Annotated in this window: 16 protein-coding genes; 11 read left to right on the top strand and 5 right to left on the bottom strand. The window is 71.1% G+C overall.

What is annotated here, in order from left to right:
* Positions 1–105 precede the first annotated feature (105 nt).
* Positions 106–678 (top strand): TetR/AcrR family transcriptional regulator, encoded by a 573-nt coding sequence (locus IG90_RS0111905; protein WP_030581784.1) that lies wholly within the window; start codon positions 106–108, stop codon positions 676–678.
* A gap of 119 nt (positions 679–797) precedes the next feature.
* The gene (locus IG90_RS0111900) at positions 798–3,032 is read left to right on the top strand and encodes an MMPL family transporter (RefSeq protein ID WP_030581781.1); all 2,235 of its coding nucleotides are present in this window, start codon (positions 798–800) and stop codon (positions 3,030–3,032) included.
* Between the two features lie 183 nt (positions 3,033–3,215).
* On the opposite strand, the gene IG90_RS0111895 is transcribed toward IG90_RS0111900, so the two are convergent.
* The gene (locus IG90_RS0111895) at positions 3,216–3,635 is read right to left on the bottom strand and encodes an SsgA family sporulation/cell division regulator (RefSeq protein WP_030581778.1); all 420 of its coding nucleotides are present in this window, start codon (positions 3,633–3,635) and stop codon (positions 3,216–3,218) included.
* Positions 3,636–4,372: 737 nt separating this feature from the next.
* Here IG90_RS0111895 and IG90_RS0111890 point away from each other — a divergent pair.
* From IG90_RS0111890 to IG90_RS41110, 3 genes are all read left to right on the top strand, one after another.
* Complete coding sequence (locus tag IG90_RS0111890) at positions 4,373–5,539, top strand: serine hydrolase domain-containing protein (RefSeq protein ID WP_030581775.1); 1,167 nt, start codon at positions 4,373–4,375, stop codon at positions 5,537–5,539.
* Positions 5,536–6,333 carry an SDR family NAD(P)-dependent oxidoreductase gene (locus tag IG90_RS0111885; protein ID WP_030581772.1) on the top strand — a complete coding sequence of 266 codons (798 nt, stop codon included), beginning with the start codon at positions 5,536–5,538 and terminating at the stop codon, positions 6,331–6,333. Before IG90_RS0111890 ends, IG90_RS0111885 begins: the two co-directional genes overlap by 4 nt.
* A gap of 263 nt (positions 6,334–6,596) precedes the next feature.
* Positions 6,597–8,168, top strand: coding sequence for an eCIS core domain-containing protein (locus tag IG90_RS41110; RefSeq protein WP_063739504.1), 1,572 nt, complete (start codon positions 6,597–6,599; stop codon positions 8,166–8,168).
* A 33-nt stretch (positions 8,169–8,201) separates the two neighbouring features.
* On the opposite strand, the gene IG90_RS0111875 is transcribed toward IG90_RS41110, so the two are convergent.
* Both IG90_RS0111875 and IG90_RS0111870 read right to left on the bottom strand, forming a co-directional pair.
* Positions 8,202–9,236 carry a hypothetical protein gene (locus tag IG90_RS0111875; RefSeq protein WP_030581766.1) on the bottom strand — a complete coding sequence of 345 codons (1,035 nt, stop codon included), beginning with the start codon at positions 9,234–9,236 and terminating at the stop codon, positions 8,202–8,204.
* A gap of 350 nt (positions 9,237–9,586) precedes the next feature.
* Positions 9,587–10,021: an ATP-binding protein gene (locus IG90_RS0111870; RefSeq protein WP_030581764.1), complete on the bottom strand. Its 435-nt coding sequence runs from the start codon at positions 10,019–10,021 to the stop codon at positions 9,587–9,589.
* A 165-nt stretch (positions 10,022–10,186) separates the two neighbouring features.
* Here IG90_RS0111870 and IG90_RS0111865 point away from each other — a divergent pair, with 165 nt between their 5' ends.
* From IG90_RS0111865 to IG90_RS0111850, 4 genes are all read left to right on the top strand, one after another.
* A complete protein-coding gene (locus IG90_RS0111865) occupies positions 10,187–11,065 on the top strand; it encodes a helix-turn-helix domain-containing protein (protein ID WP_030581762.1) in 879 nt (292 codons plus the stop codon).
* Entirely contained in the window at positions 11,062–11,271 is a 210-nt protein-coding gene (locus IG90_RS0111860; RefSeq protein WP_030581760.1) for a DUF397 domain-containing protein, read from the top strand. The genes IG90_RS0111865 and IG90_RS0111860 overlap by 4 nt, the downstream gene beginning before the upstream one ends.
* A gap of 303 nt (positions 11,272–11,574) precedes the next feature.
* A complete protein-coding gene (locus tag IG90_RS0111855) occupies positions 11,575–12,585 on the top strand; it encodes a PucR family transcriptional regulator (RefSeq protein WP_051860287.1) in 1,011 nt (336 codons plus the stop codon).
* Positions 12,586–13,081: 496 nt separating this feature from the next.
* Positions 13,082–14,641: an alanine/glycine:cation symporter family protein gene (locus tag IG90_RS0111850; protein ID WP_030581750.1), complete on the top strand. Its 1,560-nt coding sequence runs from the start codon at positions 13,082–13,084 to the stop codon at positions 14,639–14,641.
* A gap of 117 nt (positions 14,642–14,758) precedes the next feature.
* Here IG90_RS0111850 and IG90_RS0111845 read toward each other — a convergent pair whose 3' ends face one another.
* On the bottom strand, positions 14,759–15,517 hold the full coding sequence (locus tag IG90_RS0111845; RefSeq protein WP_051860285.1) for an AraC family transcriptional regulator: 759 nt from the start codon (positions 15,515–15,517) through the stop codon (positions 14,759–14,761).
* A gap of 54 nt (positions 15,518–15,571) precedes the next feature.
* Here IG90_RS0111845 and IG90_RS0111840 point away from each other — a divergent pair, with 54 nt between their 5' ends.
* Together IG90_RS0111840 and IG90_RS0111835 are read left to right on the top strand one after the other, a co-directional pair.
* A complete protein-coding gene (locus tag IG90_RS0111840) occupies positions 15,572–16,771 on the top strand; it encodes an MFS transporter (RefSeq protein WP_030581747.1) in 1,200 nt (399 codons plus the stop codon).
* A gap of 32 nt (positions 16,772–16,803) precedes the next feature.
* Entirely contained in the window at positions 16,804–17,376 is a 573-nt protein-coding gene (locus IG90_RS0111835; RefSeq protein WP_030581744.1) for a 3'-5' exonuclease, read from the top strand.
* Positions 17,377–17,408: 32 nt separating this feature from the next.
* On the opposite strand, the gene IG90_RS0111830 is transcribed toward IG90_RS0111835, so the two are convergent.
* The gene (locus IG90_RS0111830; RefSeq protein ID WP_030581741.1) at positions 17,409–19,046 is read right to left on the bottom strand and encodes a penicillin-binding transpeptidase domain-containing protein; all 1,638 of its coding nucleotides are present in this window, start codon (positions 19,044–19,046) and stop codon (positions 17,409–17,411) included.
* Positions 19,047–19,079 lie beyond the last annotated feature (33 nt).

The following is a 19,079-nucleotide window of genomic DNA, read 5'->3' as shown; positions in this document are numbered from 1 at the left end:
GGTTCAGGTGTACGAAACAGTTTCGTTCGATGTCGGGCGGGACTGAGCGAGACCGGCCGGGGTCCCCGACCGGAAAGCGGAGGCGGAAGCGAAGGGGGCCGGCACGTGGCACGCACCAGGCTGACCCCCGAGCGTGAGGGCGAGCTGTACGAGGCCGTCCTCGACCTGCTCCGCGAGGTCGGCTACGACGCCCTGACCATGGACGCCATCGCCGCCCGCACCCGGTCGAGCAAGGCCACCCTCTACCGGCAGTGGGGCTCGAAGCCCGAGCTGGTCGCGAAGGCGCTGCGGCACAACAAGCCGGGGAGCCTCTCGGACATCGACACCGGTTCGCTGCGCGGGGACTTCCATGCCGCGCTGAGCCGGACCGACGACTGCCAGATGGAGAAGGACGCCGCGCTGATGCGGGCTCTGAGCCATGCCGTCCATGAGTACCCCGAGCTGCTCCAGGCCTTGCGCGAGCTGCTGATCGAACCGGAGATGACCGGTCTCGACCAGCTGCTGCAACGGGCGGTGGACCGGGGTGAGCTGCGCGCGGACAACCCGGCGCTGAAGTACATCCCGCACATGCTGGTCGGCGCGCTGGCCGCCCGGCACCTGATCGAGGACCGCCCGCTCGACCAGGCGTTCCTCGTCGACTACGTGGACTCCGTGGTTCTCCCCGCCCTCGGTGTCTGACGTCCCCGTCCCACCCGTACGGCCCTCTCCCCGACGCCCACCTGACACGCCGCTCTCGTCGTCGGGCTGGTTCCTCACGCCCAGTTCCACTCATACGACCTGACCGGGAGTACGCCCCCGTGGCCACTTTCCTCTACAAGCTCGGACGGCTCACCTTCCGCCGCCGCCGCTTCGTCGCCCTGATCTGGGTGGCGTTGCTGGCGGCAGCCGGAATAGGTGCGGCCACCGCGTCCACCGCCACCTCCAGCTCCTTCTCGATCCCCGGTACGGAGGCGCAGCGAGCCTTCGACCTGCTGGAACAGCGCAATCCCGGCTCCAGCGCCGACGGTGCCACCGCCCGCGTCGTCTTCAAGGCGCCCGGGGACGAGAAGGTGACCGACCCCGCGAACAAGCGCGAGATCACCGGCATCGTCAAGGAGCTGCGGTCCGGCTCGGACCAGATCGCCGAGGTCGCCGATCCGTTCGAGCGGCAGGCCGTGAGCCAGAACGGTTCGACGGCGTACATCTCGGTCTCCTACAAGGTCAACTCCATGGAGCTGACCGACAAGACCACGGACGCCCTGAAGGACGCGGGCAAGGACGCGCGGAACAGCGGCATGAAGGTGGAGATCGGCGGTGACGCCCTCCAGGTCATGCCGCACACCGGGGCCGCCGAGATCATCGGTGTCGCCATCGCCGCCGTCGTCCTGGTCATCACCTTCGGCTCGCTGATAGCCGCCGGGCTGCCGCTGCTGACCGCCCTCATCGGGGTCGGCATCGGGGTCTCGTCGATCACCGCGCTGGCCAACGTCCTGGATCTCGGCTCGACCACCTCGACCCTCGCCATGATGATCGGCCTCGCGGTCGGCATCGACTACGCCCTGTTCATCGTCTCCCGCTACCGCGCCGAGCTGGCCGAGGGCCGGGAGCGCGAGGAGGCCGCCGGACGGGCCGTCGGCACGGCCGGATCCGCGGTCGTCTTCGCGGGCCTGACCGTTGTCATCGCCCTGGTCGGCCTCGCCGTCGTCAACATCCCCATGCTGACGAAGATGGGCTTCGCCGCCGCCGGTACGGTCGCCATCGCCGTCGTCATAGCCCTGACCCTCGTCCCGGCCCTGCTGGGCTTCGCGGGCAAGCGGGTCATGGGCCGCAAGGCGCGCAAGGCCGCCGAGGCGGAGAAGAGCCCTGAGCCCAAGCCGAACATGGGCACCCGCTGGGCGCGGTTCGTGCTGCGCAAGCCGGTCTGGGTCATGCTCGTCGGTGTCCTCGGCCTCGGCGTCATCGCCGTACCGGCCGCCTCGCTGGAGATGGGTCTGCCCGACGACGGCGCCCAGCCGAAGTCGACCACGCAGCGTCAGGCGTACGACATGCTCTCGGACGGCTTCGGCCCCGGGTTCAACGGTCCGCTGATGGTCGTCGTCGACACGAAGAACAGCTCCGACGGCAAGGCCGCCGCCGCGCGGGTCTCCGAGGAGATCGAGGCCATCGGCGTCGCCGCCGTCGTCCCGGCCGAGTTCAACAAGGCCGGCGACACCGCGACGATCGTGGTCATCCCGAAGGACCGGCCCTCCTCGGCCGCCACGGAGAACGTCGTCCACTCCATCCGCGACGCGGGTGCGGACATCAAGTCCGACACCGGTGCCGAGGTGCTGGTCACCGGCGCCACCGCGATGAACATCGACTTCTCGCAGAAGATGAACGACGCGCTGCTGCCCTACCTGGCGCTCGTCGTCGGCCTCGCGTTCCTGCTGCTGATGCTGGTCTTCCGCTCGATCCTGGTCCCGCTGAAGGCGGCCCTGGGCTTCCTGCTGTCGGTGGTCGCGGCCCTCGGTGCGGTCGTCGCGGTCTTCCAGTGGGGCTGGCTCGGCTCGCTCTTCGGCGTCGAGCAGACCGGTCCGATCATGAGCATGATGCCGATCTTCATGGTCGGCGTGGTCTTCGGACTCGCGATGGACTACGAGGTCTTCCTCGTCACCCGGATGCGCGAGGCGTACGTCCACGGTGAGAGCCCGGGCCAGGCCATCGTGACCGGCTTCCAGCACGGTGCACGGGTGGTCACGGCCGCGGCGGTGATCATGATGGCGGTCTTCTCCGGCTTCATCGGCTCCAGCGAGCAGATGGTCAAGATGATCGGATTCTCGCTGGCGGTCGCGGTTCTCTTCGATGCCTTCGTGGTCCGGATGGCGATCGTGCCCGCGGTCCTCGCCCTGCTCGGCAAGAAGGCCTGGTGGCTGCCGCGCTGGCTGGACCGGGCGCTGCCCGACGTGGACGTGGAGGGCGAGAAGCTGCAGAAGCAGCTGACCGTCGAGCCCGGCTCCGAGCAGGGGCCCGGCGACGGCGGCGGCGAAGGTGAGCGCCGGCTCGTCCGCGTCTGACCCGTCCTTCCTTCCTGACGGTGTCCTCCCAGCTCCGGGTCCGCGTCTGAGCGGAGCGCGGCCCCGGAAGCGCCGGTCACCTGTGGGGACGGGGGCCGGGGCGCAGTGAAGGCCCTCGTGCGAACAACAGCACGGGGGCCTTCCTCGTTCTCTGCGTGCTTGGTGTTCTCCGGGTGCGTTCTCTCAGCCACGTGCTGGCTGGGCACCCCGCTCCGGGCGGGCGGTGGTGCGGGCCGGCGGCTGTGGCTCCCGGTCGGCGTCCGGTGACGTGGCCGGTGTCTGCGCGTGGGTCCGGGCGAGGAAGCGGATCAGCGTCCGGATCTCGAACTGGAACACCTCGACCCCGTCCGTCGAGTGCAGCTCCACGATCAGCTGCGTACGGCCGCACGGCCAGACGCGGACGGCGCCGCGCTCGATCGGGGTGCGCAGACCGCGCTCCAGGAGGTCGCGGCCGAACGCCCAGTCGGTGCCGTCGGGCAGCCTGATGTGGACGGTCCGCCGCTCGTCGGCCGGGTCGTAGCGCAGGTCGACGGGGACGGGACGGGTCAGAGGGCCATCGGTGATGAGCCGGGCGCGCGCGTGCACTTCAACGACGGGGGACATAGGCCGGCTCCTCCTATATGTGTAGCTTTGCCCTCTAATGTCCCACATTTCGCGGAAGTGGCGCGGTGAGCGCCCGCCCACCGTCACGGTGGGTGACCCCCCGGGGGGTCCCGCGTGGCGGCGGGTGAGCCCCAGGGGCGGGCCTGGGCTCGCGGGACACGGGGGCCGAGCCTCTGCCCTTGCGCGTGGTCCGCGGGAGGGCACTGCTATTGATGGGTTCGGGACCCCGCCCGCAGGGTCGCGTCCGCACGGGCGCGGAGACCGCGCGGACCCGCAGAAGGCGGAGCCTCCCCCTGCGTGTACCCGGTGGTTTCATCGATGCACCTGTCTCCGTGGTCGTCTCTGCGGCGCCGCCGGCGCTGCGGCGCCGTAGCCGTCGGTCTGCGCGGCGCGCGCCGCGAGCTGGACGAGTGCCCACCGTCCGCGAGGACGTCGCCCCCGGGCCGGCCTCCGCCGGGTTGCGCGGCCCTGAGACCTCCTCATGCGACGAGAAGCCGATGCGCTCGCACCGGCTGGAGTCGCCGTTCGGCTTCGATCCGCGTTCGTCACCGTTCCAGCGCCGTAAACAGATCGTGACCGTGCGGTGGTCACGGCGACCCGCTCCCCCAACACCCCGCCGGGACGTGCACCATGGGGGGATGAGCGGGAGCGCGGGAGTGAGCACGGCGGGGGCGGAAGCGGAACCGGATGCGGGAGCGGGCGGGGAGTCGGCCGTGGCCGTGAACGCGGCTGTGGACGTGGACGTACGGGGCACGGTGGCGCCCGGATTCGAAGCGGTCGCGGACGCGTTCGTCCGAAACTTCGAGCAGCGCGGGGAACGCGGCGCGGCCGTCGCCGTCTACCGCCACGGACGCAAGGTCGTCGACCTGTGGGCCGGTACGCGAGACGTCGACGGCACCGAACCGTGGGCCGTCGACACCGTCCAGATCGTCCGCTCGGCCGGCAAGGGCATCGCCGCCGCCGTCCCGCTCCTCCTCCACCAGCGCGGGCAGGTCGACCTGGACGCCCCCGTCTCCACCTACTGGCCGGAGTTCAAGCAGAACGGCAAGGAACGCGTCCTCGTCCGCGACCTCCTCGCCCACCGGGCCGGCGTCCCCGCCCTGGACACCGCCCTCACCCCCGCCGAGGCCGCCGACGGGGTCACCGGGCCCGCCGCCGTCGCCGCCCAGCGCCCGCAGTGGGAGCCCGGCACCGACCACGGCTACCACGCCCAGACCTACAGCTGGCTGATCGGCGAACTGGTCCGCCGTGCCACCGGCCGCACCATCGGCCGCTGGATCGCCGAGGAGATCGCCCGCCCGCTCGGCCTCGACTTCTGGTTCGGGCTCCCCGCCGACGAGGCCCACCGCATCGGCCGCATCGGACCCGTGGAACCCCCGGCGTCCGCCGCAGCGTCGGGCGCCCTGCGCGTACGCCCCAAACGCTCCGTCGTCGAGGCCTACCGCGACCCGGACTCGCTGACCCGCAGGGCGTTCGGCGCGATCGACCCGTTCCCCGACGAGAACGACCCCGCCTACCGCGCGGCCCAACTCCCCGCGTCGGGCGGCATCGCGACCGCCCGGGGCCTGGCCCGCTGCTACGCCGCGATGATCGGCCCCGTCGACGGCCACCGCCGCCTGTTCGCCCCCGCCACGCTCACCCTGGCCCGCACGGAGGAGTCGGCGGGGCCGGACCGGGTCCTGGTCGTCAACACCCGCTTCGGCCTGGGCTACATGCTGCACGGCCCGGCCGCACCGCTCCTCGGCCCCGGCTCGTTCGGCCACCCCGGACGCGGCGGATCCCTCGGCTTCGCGGACCCGGAGTCGGGCATCGCGCTGGGCTACGTGACCAACGGCCTTCAGAAGGGAGTCACCGCCGACCCCCGTGCCCAAGCCCTGGTCAGGGCAGTACGGTCGGCGCTATGACACCAGCCCGGACACCGGCCCGCTTTGCCGGCTACAGCGTCCTGATCACCGCCGCCGGCCAGGGCATCGGCGCGGCAACGGCCCGCCGCCTGGCGGCGGAAGGGGCCTTCGTCCTCGTCACCGACCTGGACGCGAAGCGCGCGTCCGAGACCGCGGCGGCGATACGCGAGGCGGGCGGCACCGCCGAGTCCCTGGCCTGCGACGTGGCCGACCGGGCGGCGGTCGAGGCGGCCGTCGCCCACGCGGTCGCCGCCTTCGGCCGGCTCGACGTCCTGGTCAACAACGCCTACGCGGCGGGCGAGGACGAGCCGCTCTTCGAGGACGAGACGGACGAGGTCTGGGAACGCGACCTGGACATCACCCTCTCCGGCCCGTTCCGCTGCGCCCGCGCCGCCCTGCCGCACCTGGCCGCCTCGGGCCGGGGCGCGATCGTCACCATCGGCTCGGTCAACGGCGAACAGTCCTTCGGCGGCCACGCGTACAGCGCGGCGAAGGCGGGCCTGGCCAGCCTGACCCGTACGCTCGCGGGCCACGCGGGACCGCGCGGTGTACGCGTCAACCTGGTCGCCCCCGGCACGATCCGCACCGACGCCTGGGCTGGCCGCGACGCCGAACTGGCCCGGGCCGCCGCCCTCTACCCGCTCGGCCGCGTCGGCACCCCCGAGGACATCGCGTCCGCCGTCGCCTTCCTCGCCTCCACCGACGCGGCCTGGATCACCGGGACGACGCTGCGGGTGGACGGCGGGATCCTCGCGGTGAACACGGGCTTCCGGCAGGCGATGGAGCAGCCGTGACGGATGGTGGCGGCGGAGGCTGAGTGAGGCCTCACCGCGGGCCTCGTCCGCGCTCTCCGCCTGTGGGGGACGGCCATCTGTGGGGGACGGGCCATGGGGACGGTCTTCGGCGCGGCTTCGGCTGCCTGGCGGGGTGGGACGGGGCGGAGGGCCGACCGGCAGGTGATCCCCGGGCCAGTCAACTGTGCCCTTGGGGACCTGGAACCGGGCGGTGCCCCCGCGTATGAAGGAAGAGCCATTCCCTCAGCAGTGAAGAGGTCTCCATGTACAGCCAGGACGGTGCCCGAGAGGCCGGTGCGAAGAACAGCCAGGCTCAGGCGCGGGCCCGCAAGCCCGTCGAGGCGGGCGGACCATCACTCGACGGCCCTCTCGCCCTCCAGAGCACGATCGGGAACGCGGCCGTCGTCCAGATGCTCCGGAGCTCCGGCCACTCGCGCCTCAAGGACCAGCACCAGCACGGCGACGGCTGCGGTCACGGCCGGGCAGACCAGGCCCCCGTGCAGCGTTCCACCGTCCACGACGTGCTGCGCGGCGCCGGCCGGCCGCTGGACAGCGCCACCCGCACCGACATGGAGTCCCGGCTCGGCGCCGACTTCTCCGACGTCCGTATCCACGACGACGCCGCCGCCAAGGCCTCCGCCGCCGAGGTCGGCGCCCGCGCCTACACCTCCGGAAGCCATGTCGTCATCGGCGACGGCGGCGCGGACAAGCACACCCTCGCCCACGAACTCACCCACGTCATCCAGCAACGGCAGGGGCAGGTCGCGGGCACGGACACCGGTGACGGGCTGAAGGTCTCCGATCCGTCCGACCGGTTCGAACGCGCGGCGGAAGCGAACGCGACGCGGGTGATGCGTGCCCCCGCGGTACGGGAGGCGGCTGTTCAGCGACAGGCGACGGAAGCTCCCGGGCCGTACGCCCACGACGTGGGCCACGCCGTCCAGCGGGTGGCGGAGGCCAAGCCGAACCGGCTGTTCCCCCAGCAAGGGCCTTCGTGCTGGCTCTTCGTCCTCGAGGCCATCGCCCAGGCCTACGGCATCGACACCAAGTACCTGCGCCTGGCCATGGGAACCCACCCGACGGGCCCGGCCCTCGCGGCCAGGGTGGCCGATGACAAGTCCGCCGGCCGGGAGCAGAGCCGCCGCAAGACGTCGATGACCATGATGGTGGAGCGCCTGGAAACGCTGCTGGGCCTCCTGCGGGGCCTCTCCGGAGACAGCATCTCGGAAACCCAGCTCAGGGACTTCGGCCGTCAGATCCAGATGGGCACGGCATGGGTGCAGATCCTGGAGTTCGACCAGGACGGAAACGCTGACCTCCGGGACATCGTGGAGAACTTCGAGAAGGCCCACGCCCGGGCGGGGATCCTGACCCGGCATGTCGGCGGAGAAGGCGACGAAGTCGCGGAGTTCCTGAAGATGGGCGTGTCCTGGGTCGACTTCACCGACGACGTCGACGACGTCAGGATGTCCCTGGAGAACCAGGAGAAGTTCCCCATGTTCCTCAGCGTGCGTGCCGTCATGAGGCCCACCGACGAGGAGAGGGAGGAGATGCGGGCGGCCAGGCAGGAGATCTTGAAGGGCGAGTACAGGAAGACGTTCGACTGGACCGGAAGGGAGGGGGAATCGCTGGACAGCACCGTCCACGCGGTCCTTCTGACCAACTACGACAAGTCCACCGGGCACGTCACCTACAAGGACCCCAACCGCGGCAACGCGGAATTCAAGATCACCGTCAAGACGTTCATCAAGATGGCCGGATCCAAGAAGGGGTCCGACAGGCTGACCATGCGGCCGTTCAGTGACAACGGAGCACTCAACTCCCTGGGTGCGTGAGCTGCGGGGCCACGGGGCCGCGGAGCGAGTTCCTCAGGCGGCGGTCCGCACGTCTGCGGTTCGGTCTCCCCGGTACGCGCGGTCTTCGCGGCAGTCGCGGCAGTGTCCGGGGGTGGGGGAGCGGAAGGCCCGGTCGCAGTCGTCGCAGGTCTGGAAGGGCGTGACGGCGACGCGGGGGCGGGCGAGCGCGTCGAGTGCGGCGAGGTCGTGGATGCCTGGGGGTGGGGGCGGGAGCAGTTCGACGAGTCGGTGTCTGAGGAAGTTGGCGGGGTGCTTGAGGGGGACGGGCAGGTCGTCGGTGAGGGCGTGGCGGATGGCGTCGGGGTGGGCCGCGCGCTCCAGCCAGGCGGCGACTCCGGGAACCAGACGTCGGACGGCGTCCTCGGCGAGGACGAACTGGGGTGCGTGGCGGGGCAGGTCGCTGAGGAACGCGGTGGCCGCACGGTCGAGTTCAGGCGTGAGTTCGCTGGGCCGGGGGAGGGGCTTGCGCGGCGGCTTGGGTGCGGTCGGGGGCGGCACGAGCGGTAGCGGTACGACGGGTGGGGCCGGGGGTGCCGGGGGTGCTGCGGGCATCGGCGGCGCGGGGGCCGGGGGCGGTCCCGTCAGGGCTGCGGGCGTCTCCGGCGCGGGGGCCGGGGCCGGTGCGGGCACCTCGGGCGGTGCGGCGGGTTGGTGCGCGGCCGCCGGGAGGGGGCGTAGCAGTGCGGCCGGCTGGTTGCAGAAGACTGTGCGGGTGATGATCCGGCCGTTGGGCTGACGGAAGCGGGCCCGTTGCAGGTAGCCGTGGGTTTCCAGTTCGCGCAGGGCGGTGGCGATGCGCTTCTCGCCTTCCCGGCAGTGGGCGGCGAGTGCCTTGACGCCGACCTTGGTTCCCGGGGGCAGGGACTGGATGCGTACGGCGATGCCGACGGCGGTGCAGCTGAGGTCGGGGTGCTGGGCGAGGTGGTTGCCGACCACGGTGAAGCGGGCGGTGTGCGGGATCTCGATGTGGATCACGCCTCGGGCCGGGAGAGGCCCGGGAATCTCTGCCAGGGCGCGGGTGAGCGCAGTATTCTGCTGGGTATCCATCGGGAAGCTGTCTCTTCCTTGGTGGTCAGGCCCTCGGTTGGGATTGCAGTCCCGGTCGGGGGCCGACGTATGTCCGGTGTGCTGTTGGCGTGAGCATATGCCGGGCAACCGGTCGAAAAGCGAGCCGAGTTGGCAAACCTCACCCGTGTGGGTGACGGCGCCCGAAGGCGCCCCTGGGGTGCGTCAGGTGGTTGCCGGGGGTGGGTCGGGTTGGGTTGTTTCTCTTGTTTCTTTGAGTAGTTGATGTCGCGCTTCACCGGGTCGCGGCCGGGAGCGATCCGGTGAAGCGCGTGTCGCGGGAGTCCCGGTGGCGCACCGGGTCGCGCCTGCGCACGACCCGGCGGGAGTCGTCACCGTACGAGGTCGATCTCCGCCCATACGGTCTTGCGGGGAACGGGCCCCGGGGCGATGCCCCAGTGGTCCGCCAGCGCCTCGACGATGAGCAGGCCGCGCCCCGCATCCGCGTCGTCCTCGGGCGGCTTGACGGCCCCCGGGCCCGGCGGAACGCTGTCGCCGCGCGTGTCGGTCACCTCGATCCGCAGCGTGCCGCCGCCGACGGTCAGGCTGAGTTGGAAGTCCCGGCCCTTCACGCGCCCGTGCACCGTCGCGTTCGCCGCCAGCTCGGCGACGATGTGCGCCGCCGATTCCGAGGGCAGCCCCCATGCCCCGAGATGGGCTGCGGTCAGCAGTCGGGCGAGCCTGGCCCCTCGGCGGGTGGGCGAGAGCAGCACGGTGAACGCCCGTTCGGCGGGCGCGTGTTGGGTGCGGGCGATTTCTTGGTTCATGTCACCCAGCGTGGTCGCGCCTGCCTACCGTGAACAGTGACGAAGCCCTTGCGTACGGTCACTGTCCTGGGCTTGTCCGGCGTTGTCCTGGCCGTCCCCGGTGACGCGCGGGGAAGGGGCGCGGTTGATGGAAGAACGGCAGTTGCTTCGGAAGCGAGGGCTCGCATGAGCGTGGTTGGCGACGGCACGGAGCTCGGGGACGGCGGGGTGGACGAGCCCGGCTGGGAGGTCGATCCGGAGGACGAGTCCGGGGTGGCCGTGGTGGCCGCCGTGGGCCGTCAGATCAAGGCATGGCGCGAGGCGGCGGGAATGCGGGCCTGTGAGCTCGGGGCTGCGATGGGGTACGGCGAGGACCTCGTCTACAAGGTCGAGGGCGGGCGGCGCATCCTGCGCCCGGAGTTCATGGACGGCGTGGACGTGGCACTGGGGGCGGGCGGCAAGCTCGCGGCGATGAAGTCCGACCTGGCAGAGGTGCGGTACCCGAAGAAGATCCGTGAGCTGGCAAAGCTTGAGGCCGCAGCGGTGGAACTCTCGGCCTACGGCAGCCACAACATCCATGGCCTCTTGCAGACCGAGGAGTACGCGCGGGCGTTGTTCGGGATGCGGAGGCCCGCGTTCTCGCAGGACGAGGTGGAGAGGCTGGTGGCCGCTCGCGTGGCCCGGCAGTCCGTCTTCGGCCGCTCGCCCGCACCGGAGCTCAGTTTTGTCCAGGAAGAGGTGACGCTACGGCGCCACCTCGGAGGCAGAATGGTGTGGCGTCGGCAGCTCGAACGGCTTCTTGAAGTAGGCGAATTGCGGCATGTTGAAGTTCAGGTGATGCCGACCAGCCGCGACGAGCATGCCGGAATGGGCGGTGAGATGCAGGTGCTGAAGTTCAAGGACGGCTCGGCGGTGGGACGCTCGGAGGGTGACTTCGGCAGCCGACCGGTCTCAGACCCGAAGCACCTCCGGATCATCGAGCTGCGGTGTGGCATCCTGCGGGCGCAGGCTCTCAACCCGAGGGAGTCGCGGGCCTTCATCGAGCAAGTACTGGGAGAGACATGATCAGCGATACCTCTGCCGGGGACGCTTCCACGCCGGCGTGGGTCAGGAGCAGTTACAGCGACAGCAGCAACAGCAACGAGTGCGTCGAGGTCGCGACCGCCACGGACGCCGTCCACGTACGCGACTCCAAGTGCGTCCAAGGGCCTCGCCTCGCCGTCACCCCCGGCGCGTGGGCGGGCTTCGTCGCGTACGCCGCAGGGCGCTGATCTCCCGCCCGCCACTATGATGCGGGCAACGCGTCGCTATGCGCGCTGGTGTGCCGGGAAGTCTGGTCGGCGTCGGAGGGGCAGCCGCCCCTCTGCTTGCCGAGACTTCGGAAGGTAGTCCGTCGTGGACGAAAGCCTGCGCCAGCGAGCCAAACGCCCAAGCCCACCGCCGTCCGGAAGACCCCGGTCCCGCGGTCGCCGGTGAGGCCGCCCGAGGGTGGGCGGCAGGCTGCCGCACCCGCGCCGAGTGAGCCCGGTAGTTCCCCGTCGACCGGTGCACCGACGTATCCCGGATTCGAAGCTCTGCTGGACGCGGTCGCGGCAACGGGAGAGGGGCTCGCCGAGGCCGAGTTGGAAGAGCTCCGGTCCTTCGGGGAAGGGGCCGCGGTCAACGGCACCACTCTGCGGGCCCTGGTCGTGAACCACCTGTCCCGGACCCGGGCTGCCTGGCCCACCGGGCCCGCGGGGTCCGACCCCGTGCTCGCCGCCGTACAACTGGCCGTCCAAGCGCTCTGCGAGGGCTACGAACGTGCCGAGCAACTCGCCGTCCGGCAGCAGGAGGCCGCCCGCCGGGAGTTCATCGACGATCTTCTGTACGGGAGCGGCGAACCGGGGATCCTGGCCGAACGCGCCGAGCGGCTCGGACTGCGGTTCTCCCACGCGCATGCCGTCGCCGTCGCCGAGGGCCCCACCCCGTACGCGGAGGGAGACTCCGTGCCCCGTCTCGTGGAGCGGGCCGTGACCGGTCGCTTCGGGGAGCGCAGCATCCTCCTCACCACCAAGGACGGCCGGCTGATCTGCATCGCCCCCGGGGACCAGCGCCGGGTCCTCACGTACTTCGCCAAGCAGGCCCACGCCGCGACCGACGGCGGACGGGCTGCGATCGGACGGCCGCACCCCGGTGCCGGTGGCGTCGTCCACTCGTACGAGGAAGCACTCCGGGCCCTGGACCTGGCGGGCCGTCTCGATCTGGATGACCCGGTGCTCTACGCCGCGGACCTTCTCGTCTACCCGGTGCTGACACGGGACCGGCAGGCCATGGCGGACCTCGTCCGGACCACCCTGGGGCCGCTTCTCAAGGCCCGCGGTGGCCCGGAACCGCATCTGGAGACCCTCGCGGCGTACTTCGACGCCGGCTGCGTCACCACCCAGGCCGCCCGGCACCTCTCCTTGAGCGTCCGTGCACTCACGTACCGCCTCGAACGCATCCACCAGCTCACCGGGTCCGACCCCGCCGACCCCCGGCACCGCTACGCCCTGCAGACCGCTGTCATCGGGGCCCGGATTCTCGGCTGGCCCGCGCACAAGACGTAGACGACGGGAGGAGCGTTCCCCTCATCGCCGACGCCCTCATGCCGGTCGAGGTCTCCGCCGCGGTGGAGGAGTTCCGCGCGGGGCTGGTGGGCTGATGCGCCTCGCCGGGGCGTGCACCCGGAGACCGACGTCGCCATGGGCCGTTCGAGGCCGCTCCGTCCCTCAAATAGGTGTCCGATAAACGTATCCGGGGTTCCGCATAACGATGACGTCACCTGCCCAGCATCTTCACCCGCAATATTCCGGAATGTGACCCACGCCACTAAGGGATCGGTAAACGGCGTGGTACAAATGCCCAACTTCGCGGGCGGAACCACCGTCGCAGCGGAGTGCCGGGGTTCAACCGGCAGCACGTCAGAGCGATCACCGTCGTAGCCCGCCCGTGCGGCGCGCCGGATCGCCGTCCGGACAGCGTCGTTCGCTCATCCCCCCATCGCACACCGACCGGCGAGGGCACCCCCAAGTCCGCCGTTCCCGCGTCATCGAGGTAGCCAACGTGACACTCGACTCCATCACCGAGAACATCGACGAATCCGTCAGCGGATTCTTCGAGCCCATAGCCGAATGGCTGGGCGGGATCGTCTTCTACTCCGTCAAAATCGCCGGGGCGGAGGTGCCGCTCATCGTCACCTGGCTCGTGGTGGCCGGCCTCGTCTTCACCGGCTGGTTCGGATTCGTCCAGGTGCGCAAGTTCCGTCTCGCCCTCGACGTGGTGCGCGGCAAGTACGACGACAAGGACTCGGCGGGCGAGGTCAACCACTTCCAGGCGCTGACCGCCGCCGTCTCCGGCACGGTCGGACTCGGCAACATCGCCGGTGTGGCCGTCGCCGTCTCCATCGGCGGCGCCGGAGCCACGTTCTGGATGATCCTCTGTGGTCTCCTCGGCATGGCCACCAAGTTCGTCGAGGTCACCCTCGGCGTGAAGTACCGCGAGGTCCACGCCGACGGCACCGTCTCCGGCGGGCCGATGCACTACCTGCCCAAGGGCCTGGCCGAACGCTTCGGCAAGAACGGCAAGAGCCTCGGCAAGGTACTCGCCGTCCTCGCCTCGATCATGATCCTGTTCTTCGGGCTCTTCGGCGGCAACCTCTTCCAGGTCAACCAGTCCTACGCGCAGCTCGTCTCCGTCACCGGCGGCGAGGACGGTGCGATGGGCTCCTCCGCCGGGGCGCTCTTCTTCGGCATCCTCGTGGCCGCGCTCGTCGGCATCGTGCTGCTCGGCGGCATCCGCTCCATCGCCTCGGTCACCAGCAGGCTCATCCCCGCGATGGCCGGCCTCTACATCGTCGCGTGTCTCGTGGTCATCCTGGTCAACGTCACCGCGGTGCCCGCCGCGATCGGCACGATCATCGAGGGCGCGTTCAACCCCGAGGGTGTCGCGGGCGGTGTGCTCGGTGCACTGATCATCGGGTTCAAGCGGGCCGCTTTCTCCAACGAGGCCGGTCTCGGCTCCGCGCCGATCGCGCACTCCGCGGTCAAGACCAAGCACCCGGCGAGCGAGGGCCTGGTCGCCCTGCTGGAGCCGTTCATCGACACGGTCGTCGTCTGCACCATGACCGCGCTGACCATCGTCATCGCCAACCCCGCCAGCTGGGGCGAGGCCCGCGACGGTGAGTCCATCGGCGGCGTGACGATCACCTCGGACGCGTTCGAGACCGTGCTGCCCTGGTTCCCGTACGTCCTGACCGTCGCGGTGATTCTCTTCGCGTTCTCCACGGTCCTCACCTGGGGCTACTACGGCCTCAAGTCCTGGACGTACCTCTTCGGCCGCAGCCGCACCAGCGAGACCGTCTACAAGGTCCTCTACACCCTGTTCGCGGTCGCCGGGTCGCTGCTCACCCTGCAGACCCTCATCGACCTGGCCGACGCGGTGCTCTTCACTCTCGCCGTCATCAACATCATCGGCCTCTACCTCCTCGCGCCCGTCGTCAAGCGCGAGCTCAACACCTTCCTCGAATACGTCCGGGTCCGGAAGCTCGGTGGAACCGGCGGAGCCGACGGAACCGAAGGAGCCGACGGGGACAAGGGCGGAGAGCCGGAGAAGGCGAACGTCTGAGCATGACCCCCCGCTGATGCCCCCCGCCCCTGCCAGTCCGCAGGGGCGGGGGGCATCACGTCGTGTGCGGGCAGGGCTGTGATGGGCGCGAGCCCCCGGCCGGACGTGTGCGGGCTCTCAACCCGTCGGGTGGGAGCCCGGGGTGTGGCCGAAGGTGCGGCGGAAGACCTCGATGAAGGCGCTGGTGGACGACCAGCCGCACCGATGCGCCACGGCGGTCACCGGCGTCCGCTCGGTCAGGAGGATCAGGGCGTGGTGGAGGCGGAGCTGGGTGCGCCACTGCGGGAACGTCATGCCGAGGTCACTGCGGAACAGCCGGGACAGGGTGCGGTCGCTCGCCCCGACCTGGCGGCCGAGTTCGGCGAGCGTACGGCCGTCGCCCGGGTCGGCCTGCAGGATGCCGCACAGGGCGCGCAGCAGGGGTGCGGTGGGGGTGGGCAGGTGCAGCGGCTGCTGCGCGGAGGCCCGCAGCTGGTCGAGGAGCACCGCGCGAAGGCGGGCCCGTTCGGGGCGGTCGTCGCCATCGGCGCGGGTGTAGGCGATGAGCAGCTCGCGCAGCAGGGGGCTGACGGTGAGCACGGTCGGTGCGTCGAGGCCGAGCGGATTCTCGGTGACGGGCAGCCCGACCAGGTGCAGATCGAGTTCGCCGTAGGCCCGGTGCGCGTGCACGACGCCGGCGGGGACCCAGATCGCGCGGGTGCCCGGGGCCACCCAGGATCCCTCGCCGGTCGTGACGGTCAGTACCCCGCGCCCGGCGTAGACGATCTGGTGGTCGTCGTGCCGGTGGGCGTCGATCGAGCCGCCGGGAGCCAGCCGCCGCGTGCGGGTCGGGGCCACGGGATCGTGGCGGACGGCAGCGTGGCGGATGTTCGTCATCACCTGGCAGTTTATCGAAAGCGCGACAGGGCTTCCGGGCCGGAGCATGGCGTGATGCGAAGGAACACGCCGATCGTTCTGCTGTCCGTGGGCCATGCCTGTGTCGACATCTACCAAGGCTCCGTGGCGGCCCTGGTGCCGTTCTTCATCGCCGAGCGTTCCTACTCCCTCGCGGTCGCCTCGGGCATCGTGCTGGCCGCCTCGCTGCTGTCCTCCGTGGCGCAGCCGGTGTTCGGCGCCCTCACCGACCGCTGGGCCATGCCGTGGCTGCTGCCGGTCAGCACGCTCCTCGGCGGTGCCGGCATCGCGCTGAGCGGCCTGAGCGGCTCCTACCCGCTCACCCTGGCGTTCGTCGCGCTGTCGGGGATCGGGGTCGCCGCCTACCACCCCGAATCCGCCCGCGTCGCCCGCATCGCCGGCCGGGGCAGCCACCGGGCCATGGGCTGGTTCTCCATGGGCGGCACGATCGGCTTCGCCCTGGCCCCGCTCATGGTCGCCGCCGTGGTGGCCACGGGAGGACTGCGCTGGACGCCCCTGCTCGTGCTGCCGGCCCTCGCCGGCGCCGCGCTGTGCCTGCCCGTGGTGCGTGTCCTGCAGCGGCGGCAGGCCGCCGGACCCCGTACGCCGCCGGCGGCCGGGAGCGACGACGTCCCCTCCTTCGTGAAGCTGTCCCTGGCCGTGGTCTTCCGGTCGATCGCCTTCATCGGCCTGAGCACCTTCATCTCGCTGTACGTCCGCCAGCGTCTGGGCGGCGGCACGGCCACGGGCACCGCGGCCCTGACCGTGCTCTACCTCGGCAGCACGGTCGGCTCGGTGCTCGGCGGGTCCCTGGCGGCCCGGTGGGACCGGGTGGCGATCTCGCGCTGGTCGTACCTGATCACGGCCGCGGCCGTAGCGGGTGTGGTGTGGGTGCCCGGCCCGGCGATCTACCTGTTCGTGGCACTGACCTCGGCCGGCCTGTTCGTGCCCTTCTCGTTGCAGGTCACACTCGGCCAGGACTACCTGCCCTCCCGGGTCGGCACCGCCAGCGGGATCACCCTCGGCCTGACCGTCAGCATCGGCGGCCTGGCGAGCCCCGCCATCGGCAGCCTCGCCGACGCCACGTCCCTGCGGACCGCCCTGGCACCGCTCGTGCTGATGCCGGTGCTGAGCTGGCTGTTCTTCCGCACCCTGCCCGAACCGGGCGTACCGCGTGCTGAGTCGCCCGGGTCCGCCGCCGCGCACTCCGGGAGCGGGGCCGCGAAACCCGGATGACCGGGGGCGGGGGTCCTTCTACGCTCGCCCTCATGGACATGGGGGAGCAGAGCGAGCATGTGCTGAACGTGGTCGACGTCGAGGCGACCTGCTGGGAAGGGCGGCCGCCGGCCGGCCAGGTGAGCGAGATCATCGAGATCGGTCTCACCGTCGTCGACCTGCGCGCGGGCGAGCGGCTGGCCAAGCACCGGTTGCTGGTCCGGCCCGCGCGCTCGACGGTCAGCCCCTTCTGCACGGAGCTGACCGGGCTGACGCAGACGGAGGTGGACGGCGGCCTGTCCTTCGCCGAGGCCTGCCGGAAGCTGGCCGCCGAGCACCGTACGGGCCTTCTGCCGTGGGCCAGTTGGGGCGACTACGACCGCGGCCAGTTCACCCGCCAGTGCCGGGCGACGGGCGTGGAGTACCCGTTCGGGCGGCGGCATACGAACGCCAAGGTCGCCTTCACCGATTCCTACGGGCTGCGCCGCCGGCCCGGCATGGCGCAGGCGCTGGAGGTGGCCGGCCTCCCGCTGGAGGGCCGCCACCACCGGGGCGACGACGACGCGTGGAACATCGCCGCGCTGGTGCTGGACCTGGCGGGGCGGGGGGACTGGGCGGCGGGGTAGGCCCGCCGCCCGTCACGTCGGACCCCGGGGCCTCAGCGGCCCGCCTTCAGCACCTCCGCCACGACCGGGCCCGCCGCGTCGCCGCCGTGGCCTCCGGTCTGGACGACCGCCGCGGCCGCGAGGTCGTCGCTGAAGCCGGTGAACCAGCTGTTGGAGGTCTCCTGCCCGTCGACCTCCGCCGAGCCCGTCTTCGCTCCCTTGTCGCCGCCGACCGAGGCCATGGCCTTCGCACCGGTGCCCCAGGCCGCCGTGGCGCGCATCATCGTGTTCAGCTGCTGCGTGACCGACGTGGGCAACGAGCGCGAAGCCGTCGCCAACTCCCGGTTGTCCAGGGACTGCGGGACGATGACCGGCTGCCGGAAGGTGCCGGTGCGGGCGGTGGCGGTGATGGACGCCATGTTGAGGACGTTCATCTGGACGGTGCCCTGGCCGATGTACTGGGCGGCCGCCTCGCCGCCCACCTCCTCCGGCACGCTGCCGTCCGTGGTGACCACACCGGTCTGCCAGTCCAGGCCGATCCCGAAGACGTCCCGGGCGATCTTGGGCAGGGCGGCGTCGTCCTTCGTGTCGTCGATCAGCTTGATGAAGGCGGTGTTGCAGGAACGGGCGAAGCTCTGGGTGAAGGTGGAGCCGTCCGGCAGCGAGAAATTCTTCAGGTTGTGGAACCTGCGGCCTTGCCATATCGCTTCCTCGGGGCACTCCACCGCCTTGTTCGCCGTGACGAGCCCCTTCTCCAGCAGCATCGCCGCCGTCATGATCTTCAGCGTGGAGCCGGGCGCCTGCTTTCCCTGCAGCGCCGCGTTGAACCCCGTCGCCGGGTTGTTGGCCACCGCGCGGATCGCCCCGGTGGACGGCTTCACCGCGACCACGGAGGCCTGCGCGTACTTCTTCACCGTCTGCTCCGCCGCCGCCTGCGCTCCCGCGTCCAGCGTCGTCTGCACCTTGCCGGGCCTGCCCTTGGCGAGGGTCACCAAGGTGATGTCCGGCTGAGCCTCGTCGGCGGGCTCGATCCACGTCTCGATGCCGGCCGAACCGCCCGCGCTCTTTCCGTACTTCTCGCGCAGCGTGTCCAGGATCGGCCCGAGCGAGGGGTACTTCTCCTTGGTCAGTACCGTCCCGTCGTGGTCGACGGCCTCGATCGTCGGCGTCGAGGACTCGCCGGTCCTCAGCGTCGCGCCCTCCGTCAACTGCGGGTGCACGACCGTCGGCGCCCAGTCGACCAGCGCCTTGCCCGTCGTCAGGCCGCGTACGACCGTCAGCTCCGAGGCGTACGACAAGGGCTTGGACTTCCCGTCGTACGAGACGGTGGCCTTGACCGTGTAGGGCACCTTCGTGCCGACGGCCGGGCCCGGGGTGATCTTCACCTTGCCTATGCTGGCGTCCTCGCCGTACGAGGCGAGCACCGGCTCCGCGCCCGCCTCGTTGTTCGTGAGGAGGGCCGCCGCCGTCGCGTCCCCGGCCGTCCACGCGTCGAAGAAGCTCTTCGACGTCTCGGCTATCTCCTCCGCGCTCGGCGGTCCTGTCTTCACCTTCGACGACTCGGACGCGCTCCGCATACCGCCGCCCCCGCCGCCCGCGTCCCCGAGCATGCTGTACGCCCCATAGCCGATCCCACCGGCCACCAGGACGAACGCTCCGCCGATGACGGCGACCTTCGCTCCACTGTTCATCTCGCAGTCCCCTCCCCAGGAGAGCCCCTTGAA

Origin of the sequence: Streptomyces anulatus, assembly GCF_000721175.1 — a bacterium.
Lineage (GTDB): Bacteria > Actinomycetota > Actinomycetes > Streptomycetales > Streptomycetaceae > Streptomyces > Streptomyces anulatus_C.
This window is presented reverse-complemented; position numbering and strand designations above follow the sequence as displayed.

Coding starts and splice junctions, on each gene's coding strand:
- IG90_RS0111830 (WP_030581741.1), bottom strand. CDS start 19,046: ATGAACAGTGGAGCGAAGGTCGCCGTCATCGGCGGAGCGTTCGTCCTG.
- IG90_RS0111895 (WP_030581778.1), bottom strand. CDS start 3,635: ATGTCCCCCGTCGTTGAAGTGCACGCGCGCGCCCGGCTCATCACCGAT.
- IG90_RS0111845 (WP_051860285.1), bottom strand. CDS start 15,517: ATGACGAACATCCGCCACGCTGCCGTCCGCCACGATCCCGTGGCCCCG.
- IG90_RS0111870 (WP_030581764.1), bottom strand. CDS start 10,021: ATGAACCAAGAAATCGCCCGCACCCAACACGCGCCCGCCGAACGGGCG.
- IG90_RS0111835 (WP_030581744.1), top strand. CDS start 16,804: ATGGACATGGGGGAGCAGAGCGAGCATGTGCTGAACGTGGTCGACGTC.
- IG90_RS41110 (WP_063739504.1), top strand. CDS start 6,597: ATGTACAGCCAGGACGGTGCCCGAGAGGCCGGTGCGAAGAACAGCCAG.
- IG90_RS0111840 (WP_030581747.1), top strand. CDS start 15,572: ATGCGAAGGAACACGCCGATCGTTCTGCTGTCCGTGGGCCATGCCTGT.
- IG90_RS0111860 (WP_030581760.1), top strand. CDS start 11,062: ATGATCAGCGATACCTCTGCCGGGGACGCTTCCACGCCGGCGTGGGTC.
- IG90_RS0111865 (WP_030581762.1), top strand. CDS start 10,187: ATGAGCGTGGTTGGCGACGGCACGGAGCTCGGGGACGGCGGGGTGGAC.
- IG90_RS0111875 (WP_030581766.1), bottom strand. CDS start 9,236: ATGGATACCCAGCAGAATACTGCGCTCACCCGCGCCCTGGCAGAGATT.
- IG90_RS0111885 (WP_030581772.1), top strand. CDS start 5,536: ATGACACCAGCCCGGACACCGGCCCGCTTTGCCGGCTACAGCGTCCTG.